At 64.0% G+C, this 18,324-nt stretch carries 10 protein-coding genes; 9 read left to right on the top strand and 1 reads right to left on the bottom strand.

Annotated features, from left to right (window positions below):
- Positions 1 to 28: 28 nt before the first annotated feature.
- From IC762_RS25175 to IC762_RS25145, 7 genes are all read left to right on the top strand, one after another.
- On the top strand, positions 29 to 826 hold the full coding sequence (locus IC762_RS25175) for an enoyl-CoA hydratase/isomerase family protein (RefSeq protein ID WP_195784899.1): 798 nt from the start codon (positions 29 to 31) through the stop codon (positions 824 to 826).
- 523 nt (positions 827 to 1,349) lie between these two features.
- Positions 1,350 to 5,270 (top strand): beta strand repeat-containing protein, encoded by a 3,921-nt coding sequence (locus IC762_RS25170; RefSeq protein WP_195784898.1) that lies wholly within the window; start codon positions 1,350 to 1,352, stop codon positions 5,268 to 5,270.
- Positions 5,271 to 5,519: 249 nt separating this feature from the next.
- Positions 5,520 to 6,467 (top strand): Bug family tripartite tricarboxylate transporter substrate binding protein, encoded by a 948-nt coding sequence (locus IC762_RS25165; RefSeq protein WP_195790271.1) that lies wholly within the window; start codon positions 5,520 to 5,522, stop codon positions 6,465 to 6,467.
- Positions 6,468 to 6,626: 159 nt separating this feature from the next.
- Positions 6,627 to 7,502: an S-methyl-5'-thioadenosine phosphorylase gene (locus tag IC762_RS25160; RefSeq protein WP_195784897.1), complete on the top strand. Its 876-nt coding sequence runs from the start codon at positions 6,627 to 6,629 to the stop codon at positions 7,500 to 7,502.
- Between the two features lie 41 nt (positions 7,503 to 7,543).
- Complete coding sequence (gene mtnA, locus IC762_RS25155; protein ID WP_195784896.1) at positions 7,544 to 8,641, top strand: S-methyl-5-thioribose-1-phosphate isomerase; 1,098 nt, start codon at positions 7,544 to 7,546, stop codon at positions 8,639 to 8,641.
- A 75-nt stretch (positions 8,642 to 8,716) separates the two neighbouring features.
- Positions 8,717 to 9,259: a tripartite tricarboxylate transporter TctB family protein gene (locus tag IC762_RS25150; protein WP_195784895.1), complete on the top strand. Its 543-nt coding sequence runs from the start codon at positions 8,717 to 8,719 to the stop codon at positions 9,257 to 9,259.
- Between the two features lie 147 nt (positions 9,260 to 9,406).
- Complete coding sequence (locus tag IC762_RS25145) at positions 9,407 to 10,921, top strand: tripartite tricarboxylate transporter permease (RefSeq protein WP_195784894.1); 1,515 nt, start codon at positions 9,407 to 9,409, stop codon at positions 10,919 to 10,921.
- Between the two features lies 1 nt (position 10,922).
- On the opposite strand, the gene IC762_RS25140 is transcribed toward IC762_RS25145, so the two are convergent.
- Positions 10,923 to 12,116, bottom strand: a complete 1,194-nt coding sequence (locus IC762_RS25140; RefSeq protein WP_195784893.1) for a CaiB/BaiF CoA transferase family protein — start codon at positions 12,114 to 12,116, stop codon at positions 10,923 to 10,925.
- 467 nt (positions 12,117 to 12,583) lie between these two features.
- On the opposite strand from IC762_RS25140, the gene IC762_RS25135 reads away from it, so the two are divergent.
- Both IC762_RS25135 and IC762_RS25130 read left to right on the top strand, forming a co-directional pair.
- The gene (locus tag IC762_RS25135) at positions 12,584 to 15,319 is read left to right on the top strand and encodes an FG-GAP-like repeat-containing protein (protein WP_246801222.1); all 2,736 of its coding nucleotides are present in this window, start codon (positions 12,584 to 12,586) and stop codon (positions 15,317 to 15,319) included.
- A 501-nt stretch (positions 15,320 to 15,820) separates the two neighbouring features.
- Complete coding sequence (locus tag IC762_RS25130; RefSeq protein WP_195784891.1) at positions 15,821 to 18,319, top strand: M10 family metallopeptidase C-terminal domain-containing protein; 2,499 nt, start codon at positions 15,821 to 15,823, stop codon at positions 18,317 to 18,319.
- Positions 18,320 to 18,324: the final 5 nt, after the last annotated feature.

Genomic DNA, 18,324 nt, shown 5'->3' with positions numbered 1-18,324 from the left:
CGTCATCCAACAACAGAAAGAGCGAGACATGAATGCGCCCGTGACGTCGACCGAAGACCTGCTCTATTCCGTCGAGGACGGAGTAGCGCGCATCACCTTCAACCGCCCGCAGGCGCGCAATGCGCTGACCTTTGCGATGTACGAGCAGATGGCCGCGATCTGCGAGAGCATCAATCAGGACCATTCGATCAAGGCGCTGATCATGACCGGCGCCGGCGACAAGGCGTTCGCGTCGGGCACCGACATCTCCCAGTTCCGGGCCTTCAAGACCGCGCAGGATGCGCTCGACTATGAGGCGCGGATCGATCGCGTGCTCGGTACGCTCGAGCAGTGCCGCGTGCCCGTCATCGCGGCGATCGCCGGTGCCTGCACCGGCGGCGGCGCCGGGATTGCCGCCTGCTGCGACATCCGCATCGGCACCGAGGCGACGCGGATCGGCTTCCCGATCGCACGCACCCTCGGCAATTGCCTCTCGATGTCAAATATCTCGCGGCTGGTGTCGCTGATCGGCCCGGCGCGGACCAAGGACCTGATCTTCAAGGCACGCCTGGTCGAAGCGCCGGAAGCGCTGGCGCTCGGGCTGTTGAACGAGGTCGTGCCCGACGTGGCGACGCTGCAGCGCCGCGCCGACGAGACCGCAAAGCTCGTCGCCGGCCATGCCCCGATCACGCTCGAGGTGACCAAGGAGGCCGTCCGCCGCATCCGCCGCACGCTGTCGCGTGAGGAGGGCGAAGACCTGATCCTGCGCGCCTACATGAGCGAGGATTTCCGCGAAGGCATGGACGCGTTCCTCAACAAGCGCGCGCCCAACTTCAAGGGCAAATAGCCGCGAGCCGTCGATCGCGCACCCATGATTTCACAGGCCGGATTTCACAGGCCGCGATTTCATGGGCCGCATTTCATGGGCCGCATCAGTCCGGTGCGGTTCCATCGATCGTGATGCGCGCATCACACTCGCGGACGCGAGAGGTTCCCGCGCATCGCGCCGCCGTTCGCCTGATGACTCTAGTCTTAGTGCAGGCTGCGCCGCGAAGGTTCAACGTGAGACACGTTGATGTTGACGATCTTGTAGTGTGAGACTTATGATCGTTGTGGTTGTTGATCGTGGTCTTTGATCTTCCCCTTACAATTCTTCGACGCCTTTCAATTTCGTTGTGACTGCGGCTGCAACCACGCGTCATCAAACTGAGAAGCGTTACCGCTAATTTCAACGACGCAATCGCGCCGGCACCCATTGCCAATTTTCATTTTCTGACGCCGAACGCGGCTTGCGAGCATTCCAGGGCTGATCGTCACCTCGTCGCAGCGTTGCGCTGCGGCGCATGTCACAACGCATGCAGGGGCTTTCCATGACCAATCATACTCCGGTTTTCACGTCTTCGTCCGCATCGGGCAGTTTCACCGAATTCGCCAACACCACCGACTCGACGGCGCTGCATCAACTGTCCGGCACGATGAACTTCAAGGACTCGGACCAGGGCGATACCCACACGACGTCGGCCACCCTGCATTCCGCCACGTTATCGAGCGGCTCGATCATCCCGGCTGCATCGCTGGCGCACTTCCAGGCCGCGATGACGTCGCAGATCACCACCGATCACAGTGGATCGGGTTCGCTGAAATGGACATTCAGCGACGCGGATGACGATTTCGATTTCCTGTCGAAGAATCAGACGCTGGTTCTGACCTATGACATCACGGTCGCGGACAACCACGGCGGCACCGCGATCCAGACCGTCAAGATCACCGTCACCGGCACCGACGACAAGCCGGTGATCAACATGACGACGGTTGCGACCGTCACCGAGCAGGCGGGCCAGACGCTGTCGCTCTCGCCCGACACGGTTCACGTCGCGCTGAATTTCACCGACGACGATCTGACCAACACCGGGCATACCGCGACCGTCATCGCGGCGAGCGCCTCCGGCGACACCGACGGCCTGCTGCCGGGCTCGCTCGGCACCGGCGAGTTGATGTCGTTCTTCGACGTCGACAACGTGGTCAAGACGTCAGGCTCGAGCGCCGGCACGATCAACACCACGTTCTCCGCACCGGACCTCGCCTTCGACTATCTCGCGGCCGGCCAGCATCTCGACATCACCTACACCGTCCAGCTCGATGACCACGCCGGCGGCGTTTCGACGCAGAACGTCACGATCACCGTCGTCGGCACCAACGACAAGCCGGTCTTCCTGTCGCCGCCGGAGTTTGCGCATCTCGTCGAGGACCAAAATGTCAGCCCGGCCGGCAACCTGACCGCCCATGGCGACCTCCTGTTCGGCGATGTCGACCTCTCCGACACCCACACCGTCTCGACTTCGGTGTCCGCGACCCGCTCGGGGGGCGGCTCGATCCCGCTCGACAACGCAGCGCTGCTGTCGGCGTTCGCGACCTCGCTCAGCCCGGATTCGACGGGCCATCTGCTCGGCGACGTCTCGTGGAACTTCACGCTGTCGAATGCCGAGACCAATTTCCTCAGTGGCGGCGAAATCCTGACGCTGGTCTATCACGTCACCGTCCAGGATCCGTTCGGCGCAACCGACACGCGGGACGTCACCGTCACGATCCTCGGCGTCAACCATCCCGTCGTGATCACCAGCGGTCCGGAATCCTCTACCGTCTCGGAGCTCGCGGACACCACCGGTTCGGCTGCGGTCGACACCACGCCGACGACGCCGGCCGGTACGCTCGCCTTCACTGACGCCGACACCAGCGACACCCACACGGTCGCGGTGATGCTCGATTCGACCTCGGGCGGCACTGTCCCGGCTGCGACCCAGGCCGACCTCGCGACGGCGTTGACCACCACGCTGCACGATTCCACCGGGAGCGGCAGCGGCAGCATCGACTGGAATTTTGCGATCGCCGATCACGACCTCGACTACCTGGCCGCCGGCGAGACGCTGACCGTCAACTACGACGTCAAGGTCAGCGACGGCTCGACCAGCTCGACCCAGACCGTCTCCGTCGTCATCACCGGCGCCAATGATCCCGTCACGATCACCAGCGGGCCCGGATCCGCCTCGCTGGCCGAACAGCCCGGCGTCACCGATTCGAGCACGATCGACACCACGAGCCCGTCGCCGACCGGAACGCTGGCCTTCACCGATGTCGACCTGTCGGATGCGCACAGCGTCAGCGTCGCGCTGGATTCGGCGATCTGGTCGGTCGATCCGAACTTCCTGCCGGCGGATACCTTCGCCGACCTGCAGACCGCGCTTGCGACCACGCTGCATGACTCCACGGGTACGGGGCATGGCGGTATCGACTGGACCTTCAGCATTCCGGATCGCGATCTCGACTTCCTCAGTCCGGGCGAGACCCTGACGGTGACCTATGACGTCATCGTCGCCGATGGTGCGACCAGTTCGACGCAAACCGTCACGATCACCATCGACGGCGCCTCCGATCCGCTGGTGGTGACGCCGGCCTCGGTCGATGTCTCCGATGGCGCCGGGACCGACGCCGGCAATCTGCTCGCTGCCGGCAGCGTCGCCGATCTCCAGCATGCCGTCGATGTCAGCACGCCGCGGACGATCACGGAGGTCGACGGAAGCGCCGGAAATGTCGGTGTGGCGGTCGCCGGCAGCTATGGCTCGCTGGTGCTCAATGCCGACGGCACCTACACCTATGTGGCGAATTCGGCGGTCGACGCGCTGCAGGTCGGCGACAACGTCACCGACCAGTTCAACTTCACGGTCGACGACGGCCAGGGTCATCAGGCGACGACGACGCTGACCTTCAACATTGCCGGTGCCGACGACAATCCGACCATCACGGGCGGCAACATCAGCGGTGCGGTGACGGAGGACGCCGGCCCGCCGGTGATCGTCAACGGCGATTTCGAAACCGGCACGCTGGCCGGCTGGACCACCACCGGCTCGCACATCCATGTCGAGCAGTTGGAGCTCGGCGGCGCCTTCGGCCATTACTCGGCCCAGCTGTCGCCGACCGGCAGCACCGAGACGTTGTCGCAGGACGTTGCGACCACGCCGGGCCAGAACTACTTCATCAGCTTCGACCTGATCGGCGATCCCGAAGGCACCCACACGCCGTTCTCGGTGACGTGGGACGGCATGACCCTGCTGTCGGTCGCCGACGTTCCGGCGGGTGTCAACCACTACGCCTTCGAGGTCGCGGGCGACGGCGCGGCATCGAGCACGTCGCTGCAATTCGCCTATGCCGACGACGCCGACGGCATGATCCTCGACTCCGTGAGCGTCACGCCGGCGACCAGCCCGCCGACCGAATCGACGTCGGGCGCGATCTCGTTCGCCGACGCCGAGACCGGGGATACCCACACGGCGAGTTTCGCGCCGCTCGACAGCAACTATGTCGGGACGTTCACGCTCGATCCGGTGACGGACGCTTCCGGCACGGGATCGGTCGGCTGGCACTACACCGTCGACAATGCCGACATCCAGTTCCTGGGCCAGGGCCAGACGCTGACGCAGGACTATCTGGTCACGGTGTCGGACAATCACGGCGGCTCGGTCGTGCAGGACGTCGCCGTCACCCTCGTCGGCACCAACGACGCGCCGACCGCGGTCGGCGAAAACGTCGTCACCGACGTCGGTGCCAATGGCACGGTCGACATCCCGACCTGGGCGCTGGCGGCAAACGACACCGATCCGGATCAGACGGATCATGTCTTTGTCAACGGCGTCAGCTCGAGCACTGGCGGGAGCGCGAGCTTCGGCGGCTCCGACGTGCTGTTCAGCGACGACGCAACTCCTGGCGGGTCGTTCAACTACACCTCGTCCGACGGGATTGCGACCAGCAATCAGGCGACGGCGACCGTCCTCAACAATGCCACGTCGTCGACGGCGCTCACCGGCACCGGCGGTGACGACATCCTGATCGCCACCAACGGCACAGAAGCGCTGAACGGCGGCGCCGGTAACGACGTGCTGATCGGCAATTCCGGCAGCCACAGCATGACCGGCGGCAGCGGCAACGACGTCTTCGCGTTCCTGCAGTCGACGGACGGGCCCGGCATCATCACCGACTTCAACAACACCACCGAGCACGATCACATCGCGGTCTCCGCCAGCGGTTTCGGCGGCGGGCTCGCCGCCGGCATGGACGTGTCGTCGATCTTCGAGACCGCGGGCGACGACCAGTTCTCGGGCTCCGGGGCCGAGTTCCACTTCGATACCGCCAACCAGACGCTGTATTTCAGCGCCGACGGAACCCAGGCGTCGGCCATCGCGGTGACCAGCGTACAGGCCGGCGTCGTGCTCAATCCGCACGACATCCTGGTGGTGTAGCGGTCGCGCAAGACCAGGCCGAAAGCGGCGCGGGCTCCTCGTGGGTTCGCGCCGCTTTCTTTTTTGGAGCGCGGTCCGCGCCACTCATTCCAAAGTCATAGGTCATCCGCCGGTTCGCGCCTTGAACTCGCCGGCCATAATCCGCACAATGCACCGACCAGCCATATCAAGCATTTTGCCAAGCCGAACAAAGAGATAGGGAAGAGACACGTGGGACAGATTGTGAAAGCCACGGCTGCCGTCGCGGCCATGCTGCTCAGCGCGCCGGCGTTTGCCGGCTGGGAGCCGAGCAAGCCGGTCGAGATCGTGGTTGCGGCGGGCGCCGGCGGCGCCTCCGACCAGATGGCGCGCATGATGCAGGCGGCGATCCAGAAGAACAATCTGATGAAGCAGCCGATGGTGGTGTCGCTGAAGGGCGGCGCGTCGGGCGCAGAAGCGCTGATGTACATGAAGTCCAGCGAGGGCGATCCGAACAAGGTGCTGATCGCCTATTCGCTGATCTACATGCTGCCGCTGTCGGCGAAGATTCCCTTCAACTGGCACGACCTCACGCCGGTGTCGGTGATCGCGCTCGACCAGTTCGTGCTGTGGGACAACGCGTCCGGTCCGAAGACGGTGAAGGATTTCATCGCGGCGGCGAAGGCCTCGAGCAGCCCATTCAAGATGGGCGGCACCGGCTCCAAGCGCGAGGACCATGTGCTGACCGTGTTCATGGAGCAGAAGACCGGCGCGAAATTCTCCTACCTGCCGTACAAGTCCGGCGGCGAGGCTGCGACCCAGCTGGTCGGCGGCCACACCGAGTCCAACGTCAACAACCCGAGCGAAAACCTCGAAGTGTGGCGGGCCGGGCAGGTGCGCGCGCTCTGCGTGTTCGACAAGGAGCGCATCTCCTACAAGAGCAAGGTCACCGAGACGCAGTCCTGGAACGACATCCCGACCTGCAAGGAGGAGGGGCTCGACGTGCAGTATCTGATGCTGCGCGCCATGTTCCTGCCCGGCAAGGTCACGCAGGAGCAGCAGGCGTTCTATGTCGACCTGTTCCAGAAGGTGACGCAGACCCCCGAATACAGGGATTACATGGAGAAGCAGGCGTTGAAGCCGATCTTCCTCACCGGCAAGGACATGATCGAGTTCCTCCAGGACGACGACAGGCTCAACACCACGCTGATGAACGAGGCGGGCTTCGTCGCCAAATAGCCGGCTCCCCTCGTAGCTCACCCGACACATGGCCCCGATCGGCCATGTGTCGCCGTATCCCATCGCTTTACCCTCCGCTCCAAATGCGCTTGCAACTGGCCGTCGCGCGATGATTATTGCGCCGCAGTATGGTCGAATGCGAGACCGTGAGGAGCGAACATGACCAAGGCCGTTCTCGGGATCATCGGCGGATCCGGCATCTACGACCTGCCGGGCCTCGAAAATATCAGCGAGGAGGCGATCGCGAGCCCCTGGGGCGAGCCGTCAGCGGCGCTGCGCCGTGGCGAGATCGCGGGCCTGCCGATCGTGTTCCTGCCGCGGCATGGCCCGGGCCACGCGCTGTCGCCGTCCGACATCAACTATCGTGCCAACATCGACGTGCTGAAGCGGGCCGGGGTCACCGACCTCGTCGCGCTGTCGGCCTGCGGCTCCTTCAAGGAAGAACTGCCGCCGGGCAGCTTCGTGCTGGTCGATCAGTTCGTCGATCGCACTCACAAGCGCGAGAGCTCGTTTTTCGGCAAGGGCTGTGTCGCGCATGTCTCGATGGCGCATCCGGTCGCGCCGCTGCTCGCGGGACATCTGGCAGCGGCCGCCGAAGCCGAAGGCATCGCCTTTGCGCGCGGCGGCACTTATCTGTGCATGGAAGGACCGCAATTCTCCTCGCTCGCGGAGAGCCTGACCTACAAGGCGCAGGGCTATTCGGTGATCGGCATGACCAACATGCCGGAAGCCAAGCTCGCCCGCGAAGCCGAGATCTGCTACGCCAGCGTCGCGATGGTCACCGATTTCGACTGCTGGCATCCGGCGCACGATGCCGTGACGGTGCAGGACATCATCCGCGTGCTGAACTCGAACGCCGAGAAGGCCAAGGCGCTGGTTGGCCGTCTGGCGCGGGATTTCCCGCGTGAGCACGAGCCGTGCCCGATCGGCTCGGACCGCGCGCTCGACACCGCGCTGATCACGGCGCCCGCGGCGCGCGATCCCGCGCTGCTGGCCAAGCTCGATGCGGTTGCCGGACGGGTGTTACGGTCGTGAACAAGTGCTCCAGGGAGCGCACGGTGCAAAGGGCGTAGGGCATGAAGGTCGATGGAAAGCATTTCCGCAGCATCTGGCTCGAGCCCGACGGCTGGTCGGTCGGTGCGATCGATCAGCGGCGGCTGCCGCATGAATTCATCGTGGCAAAAATCCGGACGGCGCAGGAAGCCGGCGAGGCGATCCGTTCGATGCTGGTGCGCGGCGCGCCGCTGATCGGCGCCACCGCGGCCTACGGCATGGCACTGGCGATGCGTGCGGACGCCTCCGACACCGCGCTCGATCGCGCCGGCAAGATGCTGATCGAGACGCGGCCGACCGCGATCAATTTGAAATGGGCGCTCGACGAGCTGCATCGCGTGCTCGCACCGCTGCCGCCCCCGGCGCGCACGGAGGCCGCTTATGCCCGCGCCCGCGAGATCGCCGACGAGGATGTCGAGATCAACCGCGACATCGGTCAACACGGCCTGCGCCTGATCGAAACCATCGCGGCGACCAAGAAGCCGGGCGAGCCGGTCAATGTGCTCACGCATTGCAATGCCGGCTGGCTTGCAACCGTGGATTGGGGCACGGCGACCTCGCCGATCTACCAGGCGCATGATCGCGGCATCCAGGTGCACGTGTGGGTCGATGAGACGCGGCCGCGCAATCAGGGGGCTTCGCTCACCGCCTGGGAGCTCGGTCATCACGGCGTGCCGCACACGGTGATCCCCGACAACACCGGCGGCCATTTGATGCAGCATCGGATGGTCGATCTCGCGATCGTCGGCACCGACCGCGTTGCCGCCAATGGCGATGTCTGCAACAAGATCGGCACCTATCTGAAGGCGCTCGCCGCGCATGACAATGGCGTGCCGTTCTATGTTGCGCTGCCTTCGCCGACCATCGACTTTAGTATCGATGACGGCGTCAGGCAGATTCCGATCGAGCAGCGCGCGGCCAGCGAAGTCACGCATCTGACCGGGCGCACCGCCGACGGACGCATCGAGACCGTGCGCGTGGTGCCGGAAGGTTCACCGACCGCCAATTTCGGCTTCGATGTGACGCCGGCGCGGCTGGTGACGGGCCTGATCACCGAGCGCGGCGTGCTCAGGCCAGACCGTGCTGCACTTGCGAGCGCGTTTCCCGAACGGTCCGGTTAGCTGAACGCTGCATTGACGCCGATTGCGCTCGCACGCTAATCCAATCGGCGTCCTCGCACTCCAGCACCCTCATCCATGGCCAACACCGAACTTGAGATCGTCGTCGACGATCCGACTGCGCCCGAAGACAATTCACCTGCGGTCGTCAGCACTGGTATCGTCGATGCCGTCGTCTCCCTGCTGCTGCTTGCGCTCGCCGTGATACTCGGCTGGGACAATTGGCGCACCGGCGCATCGTGGGATTCGACCGGGCCGCAACCGGGCTATTTCCCGTTCTATCTCTCGATCATCCTCGGCGGCGCCAGCCTCTACGGTTTCGGCACGGCGCTGCTCTCGCATCGCGAGGCCCGCGAGACCTTCGTCTCGCGCGCGCAGCTTTGGCGGGTGATGGCGGTGTTCGTGCCGACCTTCCTGTTCTGCCTCGCCACGCAATTCCTGGGGCTGTATGTCGCGAGCTTCCTCCTGATCGCCGGCTTCATGCGCCTGGTCGGCAAGATCGCGCTGTGGAAGTCGCTGCTGACCGCCTTCATCTTCACCGCCGCGATGTTCGTAACCTTCGACATCGCGTTCGACGTCATCATGCCGAAGGGCCCGCTCGAAGCGGCGTTCGGCTACTAGCGGCGGCATGACCCGTCCCGTCATTGCGAGCGAAGCGAAGCAATCCATGCAGCAGCAAAGCAAGAGTGGATTGCTTCGTCGCTTCGCTCTCTTGCACAAACGCTTCGCGTTTGTCGCAGGCAATGACGAAATGTTTGGGAACGCGTGATGGAAGCCTTCGGACTCCTGCTGCACGGCTTTGCCGTCCTGCTGACCGGCAAGACGCTGCTGTTGATGATGGTTGGCCTCGTGCTCGGCATCTTCGTCGGCGTGCTGCCCGGACTCGGCGGCCCGAACGGGGTTGCGATCCTGCTGCCGCTGACCTTCACGATGGACCCGACCTCGGCCATCGTGATGCTGTCCTGCATCTATTGGGGCGCGCTGTTCGGCGGCGCCATCACCTCGATCCTGTTCAATATCCCAGGCGAAGCGTGGTCGGTCGCGACCACCTTCGACGGCTATCCGATGGCGCAGCAGGGCCGCGCGGCCGAAGCGCTGACCGCGGCCTTCACGTCGTCGTTCATCGGTTCGCTGGTCGCCGTGCTGCTCATCACCTTCCTGGCGCCGATGATCTCGACATTTGCGCTGAAGTTCGGGCCGCCGGAATTCTTCGCCGTCTATCTCCTGACGTTCTGCTCCTTTGTCGGCCTCGGTCGTGAAGCCAAGCACAAGACCGTGATCTCGATGTCGCTCGGGCTCTTGCTCGCCGGCGTCGGCATGGACACGGTGTCCGGGCAGTTGCGCATGACGTTCGGTTCGGCCGAGCTGCTGCGCGGCATCAACTTCCTGGTCGCCGTCATCGGCCTGTTCGGCATCAGCGAGATCCTGCTCACGATGGAGGAGCGTCTGGCGCTGCGCGGCCACGCTGCCGGCATCAGCCTGCGCGTCGTTTTGTCGGTGTGGAAGGATCTGCCGAAATACTGGATGACGCTGCTGCGCTCCTCCGTGATCGGCTGCTGGCTCGGTATCACGCCGGGCGGTGCGATCGCCGCCTCCTTCATGGGCTACAATCTGGCAAAACGCTTTTCCAAGGATCCGGAGAGTTTCGGCAAGGGCCGCATCGAGGGCGTGTTCGCGCCGGAGACCGCCGCGCATGCGTCGGGCACTTCGGCGTTGCTGCCGATGCTCGCGCTCGGCATTCCCGGCTCCGGCACCGCGGCGATCCTGCTCGGCGGCCTGATGGTGTGGGGCCTCAATCCGGGTCCGCTGCTGTTCGTCGAGCACAAGGATTTCGTCTGGGGCCTGATCGCCTCGATGTATCTCGGCAATGTCGTCGGCCTCGTGCTGGTGCTCACGACCGTACCGATTTTTGCCTCGATCCTGCGCGTGCCGTTCGCCGCCGTCGCGCCGATGATCGTGGTGTCCTGCGCGATCGGCGCTTACGCGATCCAGAATGCGATGTTCGACATCTGGCTGATGCTGGGCTTCGGCGTCGTCGGCTACGTCTTCAAGAAGATCAGCATCCCGCTCGCACCGTTCACGCTCGCTTTGGTGCTCGGCAGCCGCGCCGAGGACGCCTTCCGCCTGTCGATGATCGGATCGGGCGGCGACATGAAGGTGTTCTGGTCCAACGGCCTCGTCGGCACCATCACGACGCTGGCGATCCTGCTGCTGTTCTGGCCGCTGATCGACCGGGCCATTGCGGGCATCGCACGCAAGGTGCGGCCGGCAGGGGCGCAATAGCTCAGACCACCTTGCGCTGCCTGAGTTCGGCGATCTCGTCCTTGCCGAAGCCGAACTCGGCCAGCACCTCGTCGGTCTGCTCACCGAATTCCGGCGGCCGCACCGCCATCTTGCTCGGCGTCCGCGACAGCGTCACCGGCTGGCTCACCAGCTGGATGTGCCGGTTCTCGTCATTGGGAACGTGCTGGGCCATGCCGAGATGCTTGACCTGGGCGTCCTCAAACATCTGGTCGATCGAATAGATCGGTCCGCAGGGCACACCGGCCTCATTCAATTCCTTGACCCAGGTCTCGGTGGGTTTCGTCGCGGTGAGCTTGTTGATGGTCGCGTTCAGCGCGTCGCGGTTCTTCGAGCGCAAGGGCGCGGTGACGTAATCCGGATGGCTGAACAATTCGGGCGCGCCGAGGGCCTGCGCGCAGCGTTCCCAGATCCGGCCGCCCGTCGTGGCGATATTGATGTAGCCATCGGACGTCTTGAATACGCCTGTTGGAATCGAGGTCGGATGATTGTTGCCGGCCTGTTTTGCGACGTCCTTTTCCATCAGCCAGCGCGCGGCCTGGAAATCCAGCATGAAGATCTGCGCCTGCAGCAGCGAGGTCTGCACCCACTGGCCCTGGCCGGAAACGTCGCGTTCCAGCAGAGCGGTCAGAATGCCCATGGCGCAGAACAGTCCGGCGGTGAGGTCGGCGACCGGGATGCCGACCCGCATCGGTCCTTCGCCGGGCGCGCCGGTGATCGACATCAGCCCGCCCATGCCCTGCGCGATCTGATCGAAGCCGGGCCGCTTGTGATAGGGGCCGTCCTGCCCGAACCCGGAGATGCTGCCGTAGACGATCTTCGGGTTGATCTTGCGCACGCTCTCATAATCGATGCCGAGCTTGGCCTTGACGTCCGGCCGGAAGTTCTCGACGACGACGTCGGCCTGTTCCGCCAGCCGCTTGAACACCTCGAGTCCCTTGGGGTCCTTCAGGTTCAGCGTCATCGCGCGCTTGTTGCGATGCAGGTTCTGGAAGTCGGAGCCCTGCCGTGCCCCGCCGAGCTGCTCGCCGCCGGCATCCTCCAATAGCGCGTCGATCTTGATGACATTGGCGCCCCAGTCCGCAAGCTGCCGCACGCAGGTCGGCCCCGAACGGACGCGGGTCAGATCCAGCACGGTGAAACGGGACAGGGCTTGCGACGCGCGGGGGAAGGGCATTGAGAACACCTCTTGATTGGCGGGCCCGAAGGGGCCCGTCTGGCTTAGCCAATTTGACCGGCGTTTCCAACCGGTCCTCCCGTCAGAAATAGCTGGAAACAACTGACCTGCCCAACGCGGCGTTTCACTGCGGGGTCGGACGGCTCACTAGGATTCCGTAAATCCACGGAGCCGTCGACCCCGACTGCGACCGGTCTGGTATACTGATCTTCATACACGCAAGGCCGACTTCGTCGCTTCGCACAGATGGTCCCGGCTTTAGCGCATTCGCAGATTGCGCCAGCAAATATTTCGCGTGATAAGACTCAGGGGGACGGGCTGATTCATCCAAGCGTTCGCCGTGGGACCACCGAGTAATTCTGCCTGAATAAGAAAATGACTGACCGATGAAGCGCCCTCACGACGTTTTTGATGCATTCGGCGACGATTTTATTTCGAGCTGGGACGGTCTCGATCAAACCGGTAATTTGATTGACACATGGGACGCGGGAACGAGTGCCACGCCGGTGTTCGTGGTGTTGCCTGTGCAGGCGCCGCTTGTATCCGGCAGTGAGTTCCCACAGCTCGACGCCGGCCTGGCCGCATTGGTCCAGCCGAGCGTTGGGGCCTTTGAGGCGATCAACAGCCTCGCCAGCCTGGCCAATCCAGTGTCGGGATCGAGCGGAAGCACAAGTGCCGCCGCCAGCGCCAAGGGTGCCACTGCCGGGCAGGTGCAACAGGCCCTTGGCGAAAGCGGCCTGAGCGGCACCGGCTCCGGGATCAAAGTCGGCGTGATCTCGGACAGCTTCAACGATCTCGGCGGCGCGGCCGCCGACGAGGCCAGCGGCGCGTTGCCGTCCGCCGCGAATATCCAGGTGCTGGAAGACCGATCGTCGGGCGGAACGGACGAAGGCCGCGCGATGATGCAGATCGTGCATGAGATCGCGCCGGGCGCCAGCCTCGCCTTCTATACCGCCGATGTCAGCGAGCAGGATTTTGCCAACGGCATTCTCGCGCTTGCGGCGGCCGGCTGCAAAGTGATCTGCGACGACGTCAGCTATTTCGACGAGCCGTTTTTCCAGAATGGCATCGTCGCCCAGGCCATTCAGACCGTGGAGTCCGAGGGCGTTACCTACGTCACGGCCGCCGGCAACAATGCCAGCAACGCCTATCAGGCGGCATGGCGGCCGACGTTCGGCATCTACGATGGATTTGGCTTCGCAGACGCCGAGAGCTTCGGCGGTAGCATGGTCTTGAACATCACGGTCACGGCCAGCAAGACCAATCCATCTCCGCTGTTGCTCGAGTGGGATCAGGCCTACGGCGCGGCCACGGCCGATCTCGTTTTGAACGTCTTCCAGAACGGAACCTATCTGGGGGCGGTGTCCAACAGATCGGTCGGCGGCGTGGCGACCAATCCGTGGACGGGCCTGCAGTTCACGGCATCCGGCACCTACCAGATCGTGATCGAAAATCTGTCGTCGATCTCCAATTCCGATCCGACGATGATCAAGCTGGTTTCCGGCGCCGACGGGTTGCCGGTGACGATCAGCGGCGCCGACACCGGCACGGTGTTTGGTCATGCGATGACGCCCGGTGCGATCACCGCGGGTGCCGTCAACGTTGCCTCGGTGCCTGTCTACGGCGTGAGCCCCGCGCAGAGCGAGTCTTTCTCGTCGTCGGGAGCCGGCACCGAGCTGCTGTTCGCCAATGATGGAACGCGGCTGTCGACGCCCGATCTGTTGAGCCCGGTCGCGGTCTCGGGCCTGGACAACATTGCGACGACGCTGTCCGGCGGCCTCGGCGATTTTTACGGCACCTCGGCTGCATCTGCGAGCCTCGCCGGCGTCGCCGCACTGATGCTGGCGGCCAATCCCAACCTCACGCCGGCGCAGGTCGAACACTTCATGGAGCTGACGGCGCTGCCGATGGCGGATGCGGCCGTCAGCGGCGCCGGCCTGGTGCAGGCCGATGCGGCCGTTGCCGCGGCGCTGAGCGGCATTGCGATCAGCGTCGCGGCCCAGCCGCTCGATGTCTCGACCGGTGGCGATCATGCCCTGACCTCTGGCTTCCTTGCGGCAAACGATAGCGTGGATGCTGCGGATCTGCATTACACGGTCGCAAGCGATCCCAGCCATGGCACGCTGCTGCTGGACGGAGCGGAGACGACGTCATTCACGCAGGCCGAAATCGACAGTGGACGCGTGACCTACCACGAGACGGGCCTCGGGGTGTCTGCGGACAGCTTCCAGTATTCGGTCTCGGATCCGCTCGGCGCGACATCGCAGGTGCAGACGTTCAACGTGAACGTCGACACCAGCAATCCCGCTGCCAGCCATGCGACCGGCTTGTTCAATGGCGGCAGCCAGAGCGACATCCTCTGGTACAGCGACGACGGAACCGTGTCGCTCTGGAACGATGGCCAGTCGAGCGGCGCACACTGGATCGCCAGTCCCGGTACCATCGCCGACACGTCGCATATCGAAGGGGTCGGCGATTTCGACGGCAACGGCCAGAGTGACATTCTGTGGCGCGGCGACGACGGCGCGGTGTTCATCTGGGACAACGGCCAGCCGACCGACAGCCGCAGCGTCGCCGCCGCGGGTGTCGTTCCTGCCGGCTGGCACATTGCCGGCGTCGGTGATTTCGACGGCAACGGTCAGTCGGATATCGTGTGGCGCAACGACAATGGCACCCTCTCGCTGTGGGACGACGGCCAGATCGGCAGCGCGCACTGGATCGCAACCGGAGACTCCTATTCCTCGAGCTGGCACATCGTCGGCGTCGGCGATTTTGACGGCAACGGGCATTCGGACATTCTGTGGCAGAACGACAATGGCGCGCTCTCGATCTGGGATAATGGTCAGATCAACGCGGCCCACGTCATCGCCAGTCCGGGCGCCGTCGCTTCGAGCTGGCACATCGCCGGGATCGGCGATTTCGACGGCAACGGGCATTCCGACATTCTCTGGCAGAACGACGACGGCGCGGTCTCGATCTGGGATAATGGCCAGATCAACGCGGCCCACATCGTCGCCAGCCCAGGCTCCGTCGCCGCAGGCTGGCACGTCGCCGGGATCGGCGATTTTGACGGCAACGGTCGCTCCGACATTCTCTGGCAGAACGACAATGGCGCGGTCTCGATCTGGGATGACGGCCAGCTCTCCGGTGCGCATATCGTCGCTGCCGCGGCTTCCGTGCCGGGCACCTGGCACATCGCGTAAATGTCGGCGCCGCGGCCCGCCTGGTGAGACGGCCGCTCAATTCCCAAGCCCGGTTTGGCGCAGAATGTCGCAGGGCTGGCTGCAATCGCGCAGATCTGCGGGCCTTTGTTTTCCCGATCAGGTTCCGCTCTGGTACTTTGACGTTCGTTCAGGCCATGCCGGCATCTTCCCGGTCGCCTCAATCTTCCGCCAACGGCGTTTCCGCGGGATCGCGGCAAACGAAATGTCGTCCTTCTATGTTATTCTGTCTGTGTTCATCAGACGATTCATCCCAGGCAATTACCTCAAGGTATGGTCGACATGATGCGAAAAGGCTTCTGGCTTCACGACGATCTCGGAACGGATTCATTGTTCGACAGCTTGGTTGACCCGTCGTTCGCAACGGGACCGTCGGCGTTTGCGGGGGCGGCGGCCGCCCCCGTTCTGGCAGATTCCGGCGATCCATATCCAACTGCGGACAGCACCGCCGCCACTCTGGTCAATGCCAGCTCCACCAAAACAGTGGCGAGTGTCCCCACGCTTGCGAACTACCTGATCAGCGGCTACTGGGCCTATGAAGGCTCGATCGCCCATCATTGGGGCTCCAGTACCGTCAGCTACAATATCAATGGATTGAATTCCGCCGAGCAGACGCTTGCGCTGTCGGCACTCGAAGCCTGGCACGAGGTCGCCAATGTCAGCTTCGTCCAGACCGGCGGCGCTGCCAACATCACCTTCGTCGACACCGGCACGATGACGGCCATGACCAACGCGAGCTGGAATGGCGCGGGCATCATGAGCTCGGCTACGGTCGACATCAGCGCCGACTGGATCACGAGCGACGGCGGCACCAATGACGGCAAGACCGGGATCGACAGCTACGGATATCAGACGTACATCCACGAGATCGGTCACGCGCTCGGCCTCGGCCACCAGGGGCCCTATAACAACAACGCCGTCTATTCGACCGACGCGATCTACGCCGACGACACCTGGCAATATTCGATCATGTCCTACTTCTCGCAGGACAATTATTCCGGAAGCTCCTATCGCTACGTCGTCACGCCGGAAATGGCCGACATCTACGCCGTCGACCAGATCTATGGCGCGTCGACCACGACGCGGACGGGCGATACCGTCTACGGCTTCCACAGCAACGCCGGCTCGATCTTCAGTTTCGCCAACTACAACCAGGCACCCGCGCTGACGATCTACGACAGTGGCGGTAACGACACGCTGGACTGCTCGGGATACTCCGCGGCGCAGACCATCGATCTGCATCCCGGTGCCTTCTCGTCGGTCGGCGGTCTGGTCAACAACATCGGGATCGCGACCAACACCATCATCGAGAGGGCGATCGCCGGCAGCGGCAACGACACGCTGATCGCGAACGACAACGGTTGCACCCTGATCGGCGGCGCGGGCAACGACACGCTGATCGGCGGCGCCGGTTCCGACCGGCTGATCGCCGGCTCCGGCGCCGACATCATGACCGGCAACGGCGCCGGCGACGTTTTCGCGTTTGCGACCGGGGACGTCACTGCGGCGAGCGGAAGTCACGATCTGATCTCGGATTTCGCATCGGGCGTGGATCACATCGATCTCAGCGGCCTCGGTCTGTTCAAGTTCATCGGTACGTCGTCGTTCGACCACAGCGCCTACGAGCTCGACTACGGCTACAACGGCACGACCGGCGTGACGACACTTCGGGGGGATATCAACGGCGACGGCAGCGCCGATTTCGCTATCGATCTCACCGGCAACATTGCGCTGACCACTGCCGATCTGATCGGGCTATCGACGGTTGCGGCCACCGCAAACCCGCTCGGGCTTGCGACCGGCGCGGCCTATATCGTGAGTTCGAGCTATCTGAGCACGGTCGACAACGCCAGCGCCTCTCAGTTGCACTATGCGGTCACCAGTGTGCCCGGGCACGGCACGCTGATGCTGAACGGAGCGGCCACGACCTCGTTCACGCAAGCGGACGTCAACAACGGACTTGTCACCTACCATGAGACCGGCCTCGGCGTGTCCTCGGACAGCTTCCAGTATTCGGTCTCGAACCCGTCCGGAGCGACGTCGGGGACGGTGACGTTCCATATCAATGTCGACGTCAGCAACGCCACCGCGAACTATGCGACCGGTTTGTTCACGGCCGACCAGCAGAGCGATATCCTCTGGTACAGTGACAACGGAACCGTATCGCTCTGGAACAGCGGCCAATCGGGCGCCGCGCACTGGATCGCGAGTCCCGGCAGCGTCGCGAGTACGTCGCACATCGAGGGCGTCGGCAATTTCGACGGCAGCGGTCAGAGCGATATTCTGTGGCGCGACGACAATGGCGCGGTGTTCATCTGGAATAACGGGCAGGTGACCCAAAGCCAGACGGTCGCGGCCGCCGGTGCCGTGCCGTCGAGCTGGCACATCGCCGGCGTCGGTGATTTCGACGGCAACGGGCAGTCGGATATCCTGTGGCGCAACGACAATGGCACCCTGTCGCTCTGGAATAACGGCCAGATCGGCACCGCGCACTTCATCGTCACCGGGGATTCCTATGCATCGAGCTGGCACATCCTTGGCGTCGGCGATTTCGACGGCAACGGGCATTCCGACATCCTGTGGCAGAACGACAATGGCGCGGTCTCGATCTGGGATAACGGCCAGATCGGCCAGGCTCACCTGATCGCCACACCGGGTGACGTTGCCTCGAGCTGGCACGTCGCCGGCATCGGTGATTTTGACGGCAACGGGCATTCCGACATCCTGTGGCAGAACGACAATGGCGCGGTCTCGATCTGGAATAACGGTCAGATCGGCCAGGCTCACCTCATCGCCACTCCTGGTGACGTTGCCTCGAGCTGGCACGTCGCCGGTATCGGCGACTTTGACGCCAACGGCCATTCGGATATTCTCTGGCAGAACGACAACGGCGCGGTCTCGATCTGGAACAATGGTCAGATCAACAGCGCGCATCTGATCTCCAGCGCCGGCCTGGTGCCCGGGACGTGGCACATCGCGTAGCGCGC

Source organism: Bradyrhizobium genosp. L (genome assembly GCF_015624485.1).
Taxonomy (GTDB): Bacteria; Pseudomonadota; Alphaproteobacteria; order Rhizobiales; family Xanthobacteraceae; genus Bradyrhizobium.
Note: the sequence above shows the minus strand (reverse complement) of the source record. Positions and strands in the feature narration are given on the sequence as shown.